The sequence below is a fragment of the Aeromicrobium sp. genome (assembly GCF_036676885.1).
Taxonomy (GTDB): Bacteria; Actinomycetota; Actinomycetes; order Propionibacteriales; family Nocardioidaceae; genus Aeromicrobium.
This window is the reverse complement of record NZ_JAKFCB010000063.1, coordinates 1-4,160: the sequence shown is the minus strand read 5'-3', so window position 1 is coordinate 4,160 and position 4,160 is coordinate 1. Positions and strand designations below refer to the sequence as shown.

The 4,160-nt window shown below is 67.6% G+C and carries 5 protein-coding genes; all 5 read left to right on the top strand.

What is annotated here, in order from left to right; all coding sequences use genetic code 11:
- A partial coding sequence (locus tag V6M46_RS03535; protein WP_332662388.1) for a DUF4916 domain-containing protein occupies positions 1 to 181 on the top strand: 181 nt, incomplete at its 5' end.
- On the top strand, positions 178 to 630 hold the full coding sequence (locus tag V6M46_RS03530; protein ID WP_332662387.1) for a GNAT family N-acetyltransferase: 453 nt from the start codon (positions 178 to 180) through the stop codon (positions 628 to 630). The genes V6M46_RS03535 and V6M46_RS03530, both read left to right, overlap by 4 nt.
- Before the next feature lie 63 nt (positions 631 to 693).
- Positions 694 to 1,875 carry an MFS transporter gene (locus V6M46_RS03525; protein ID WP_332662386.1) on the top strand — a complete coding sequence of 394 codons (1,182 nt, stop codon included), beginning with the start codon at positions 694 to 696 and terminating at the stop codon, positions 1,873 to 1,875.
- A gap of 9 nt (positions 1,876 to 1,884) precedes the next feature.
- On the top strand, positions 1,885 to 2,607 hold the full coding sequence (locus V6M46_RS03520) for a hypothetical protein (RefSeq protein ID WP_332662385.1): 723 nt from the start codon (positions 1,885 to 1,887) through the stop codon (positions 2,605 to 2,607).
- Between the two features lie 123 nt (positions 2,608 to 2,730).
- The coding region (locus V6M46_RS03515; protein WP_332662384.1) for a (Fe-S)-binding protein at positions 2,731 to 4,160 on the top strand (1,430 nt) is incomplete at its 3' end.

The window sequence follows — 4,160 nt, the reverse complement described above, 5'->3', positions numbered from 1 at the left end:
GGTCTCCCTCGCGTACGTCGTGCCGGTCAGCGGTGAGTGCAACCCGCGCCAGGACGCCCTCGAGCTGACCTGGCTCACGCCCGAGGAGGCGGCCAGCCCCGAGGTGCTCGCCGACCTGGAGGGGGGCCGCGGCGCCCTGCTCAAGGAAGCCCTGGCTTCAGTCGGCGCCCTGCCCCAGTGAGCGCGCTTCGCATCCGGACGGCGACGCCCGACGACCTCGAGGCAATCCTCGCGCTGGTGGCCGAGGACTCGATGCACTACTACTCCGAGCCTGCGGAGGTCACGGACAACCAGCGCGCGGCGCTCGACGAGATCAGCGCCGACCCCAACCAGGACCTGCTCGTCGGGGAGATCGACGGCGTCGTCGTGTGCACGGCACAGGTCAGCTGGCTGCGGATGCTGTCCGCTGACGGTGGGCTCTACTGCCAGGTCGAGGCCGTACGGACGTCAGCGGCGAGGCGAGCGCAGGGCATCGGCGCCACCCTCATGGCGCACATCGAGGACGAGGCCCGTCGTCGCGGTGCCGCACGGATGCAGCTGACGTCGAACCGCGAACGCTTACGAGCGCACGAGTTCTACGAGCGGCTCGGCTTCGTGGCCAGCCACGTGGGGATGAAGAAGTACCTCTGACGGATCCATCGAAGGCGAACCGGGTAGTCTGCATCCTGAGACGTTGCGTATCAGGATGTGGACATGGCCGATCTGCGGGTGCCAAGTCGCTGGCTCATGCTCGGCGTCTCGATGCTGGGCCAGGTCGCCGGGACGATCTTCGTCAACGGCGCCGCGTTCCTGATCCCCTACCTGCACCTCGAGCGCGGCCTGAGCCTCGCCGAGGCCGGGACAGTCGCCGCCGCGCCCGCCGTGGGGGTCATGGTCTCGCTGATCGCCTGGGGCGCGATCGTCGACCGCATCGGTGAACGCGCGTCGCTGACCGCCGGTCTCACGATCGTGACGATCGGCGCCCTGGGTGCAAGTCTCAGCTCCTCCCTCATCGCGCTCGCCGCGTGGTTCGCCGTGGGCGGCATCGGCGCGGCGAGCACCAACTCCGCGAGCGGCCGCGTGGTCATCGGCTGGTTCCCGGTCGAACGACGTGGCACCGCGATGGGCATTCGCCAGACCGCGCTTCCGCTCGGAGTGGGCCTCGCGGCCCTGCTCGTGCCCAACGTCGTCGAGGCGTACGACCTCCGCACGACGTTGCTCCTCGTCGCCGCCATCACCGCCGCTGCGACTGCACTCTGTGCGCTGTTGATCGTCGACCCGCCCCGGCCGACCCGAGCAGAAGCCGCGACCCAGGGCCACCTCGCGAACCCGTACGTCCGCGACTCGCGGTTGCTGCGCATCCACCTCGCGTCGACCCTGCTCGTCGTCCCGCAGATGACGGTGTGGACCTACATGCTGGTGTGGCTCATCGACGACAAGGGGTGGTCGACGTTCGCCGCGGGTGCTCTGGTGGCGTCGACGCAGCTCGTGGGTGCGGCGGCCCGCATCGGAGCCGGGTGGTGGTCGGACCGCGTGGGCAGCCGACTCCGGCCCATGCGCGTCGTCGCGATCGCGGCCGTCGCGACGATGCTCGCGCTCGGCCTGTTGTCCGGCACCCCGCTCGGCATCGCGCTCATGATCATCGCCACCGCGGTGACCGTCGCCGACAACGGTCTTGCGTTCACTTCGGTCGCCGAGATCGGCGGACCGTACTGGGCCGGGCGTGCGATGGGTGTGCAGAACACCGGTCAGTACCTCGCCGGCTCGCTCGTCCTGCCGCTCGTCGGTGCGCTGATCGCCGCACGCGGGTATGGCTTCGCGTTCGCGGCCATCGCGGTGTTTCCTCTGCTGGCGATCCCGCTCGTTCCGGTCCGCGGAGAGAAGGTGAACCCCTAGGCTCGGCGCATGAGCGCCTGGGGCCCCGACTTCCCGCCCGACGAGTTCGAGGAGGACGAGAACGGGCCCGACAGTGACCAGCTGGCGTTCGCGGCATACGAGGACGCCTGGCGGGAGCGTGACCGCTCCGGATCGACCGACCCCGCTCTGCTCGTCACGGCACTCAAGGCGCGACGCGTACCCAAGGGTGAGTACGCCGAAGGAACCCTGCTGCATCGGGTGTTATTCGAGTCGTGGGAGCGCGGCAGGACGCCCAGGCGCATGCACGGGGTGATCGTCCGGTATCGGATCCGCAGCACGCTGGCGCTTCCGGGCGAGCTGATCGACATCTTCCGCGATCACACACCGGAACACATGGTCATACCGAAGGAGTTCGCCCGGAGCAGCCGTTGGGGCGACTCCGAGGAGAGCGACCTGGAGTTCGTCCCGGCCGGAACGTTCTCCGCGCGGGTTGCCGGCTGGTGGAAGGACTGCGACGACGACGGCCGCACGCGGGAGATCACGGTCTGGCTCGATCCACAGTCGACGCCGGGCCGCGCGTACGTCATGGTGGGCCGCGAGATCGCCGGCCAGACGACCATCCCACGGTCGGCCGACGCGATCCTCCGCACCGCCACGAAACGCCGCAAACGCGTCGTGGCCGACGGCGGTCTGTGGGTCAAGAAGACGAAGGACGGCGCGTTCCGGGTAAAAGGCCTCGCGATTTCATTGCCCGATCCCGAGGCCTTCTGAGACGGTGTGATCTGCGCATCACCGGGCTGTCCTTTGGCTGGCCCAACTGCGCATCATGGTGACTGACGGGTTAATGTCACCCGTACTGTCACGGTCAAACGCTGTTCAGGGGAAAGGGCTCCCATGCGTGTCGTCGCCATAGTCGTCTCACTTGCCATCACCGCGGTCGCCGTGGCGCTGGCGGTGAAGGCCGTCAGGGACATGGTCGCCGTGATCCGCGCCGGTCAGCCGGCCATCGGGCGCACCGACAACAAGGGCGCGCGCTGGGCCAACATGTTCAAGGAGACCCTGGGCCACACCCGGATGCTCCAGTGGACGTGGATCGGCATCATGCACTGGTTCGTGTTCGCAGGCTTCATCTACCTGAGCTCGATGGTCCTCGGGGCGTACTTCCAGGTCTTCGACGCACACCAGGCGCTCCCGATCATCGGCCACTGGGTCATCTACGAATGGCCCGCGGAGGCCCTGTCGTGGCTGACGCTGATCGGCATCGTCTTCCTCATCGCAGTCCGCCAGAAGAACCACCCCCGCAGCCTCGGCCGCAAGTCGCGCTTCTTCGGCTCGACGTTCTGGCAGGCGTACTTCGTCGAGACCGTCATCTTCGTCGTCGTGCTGTGCGGCTTCACGCTCCGCACGCTCGAGTACGCCATGGAGAAGGCGCACGGCGCTGACGACCTGACGTTCCACTACCCGATGACGTTCTTCCTCGGTGACCTGTGGGACGGCCTCTCGGTCGAGACGATGGAGAACCTCGTCTACACGATCGCGATGATCAAGATCATCGTCTCGATGACCTGGCTCATCACGATCGCCCGCAACATCACGATGGGCGTCGCGTGGCACCGCTTCACGGCGTGGTTCAACATCTGGTTCAAGCGTGAGTCCGACGGGTCGACCGCGCTCGGCGGCCTCGAGCCGATCTACATCAAGGGCAAGGCGCTCGACCTCGAGGACATGGACGACCTCGAGGAGGAGGACTTCGCCAAGCTCGGCGTCGGCAAGGTCGAGGACTTCACCTGGAAGGGCATCCTCGACTTCACGACGTGCACCGAGTGCGGCCGCTGCCAGAGCCAGTGCCCCGCCTGGAACACCGAGAAGCCGCTGTCGCCCAAGCTGCTGGTGATGGGCCTGCGCGATCACGCGTACGCCAAGCTGCCGATCCTCGGCCAGGACGAGGAGTCGCTGACCGACGAGCAGAAGGCCGAGCTCGAGCGCCCGCTGATCGGCAACGCCGAGGCATACGGCGTCATCGATCCGGACGTGCTCTGGTCGTGCACCAACTGCGGCGCGTGCGTGCAGCAGTGCCCCGTCGACATCGAGCACGTCGACCACATCGACGACATGCGCCGCTTCCAGGTGCTCGTGGAGTCCAACTTCCCGGCCGAGCTCAACAACATCTTCAAGGGCCTGGAGCGCAAGGGCAACCCGTGGGGCATGGACCCCAAGGGCCGGATGGACTGGGCCAAGAAGCTCGACTTCGAGGTCAAGCAGGTCGGCGTCGACGTCGAGGACCTCGACGAGGTCGAGTGGCTGTTCTGGGTCGGCTGCGCCGG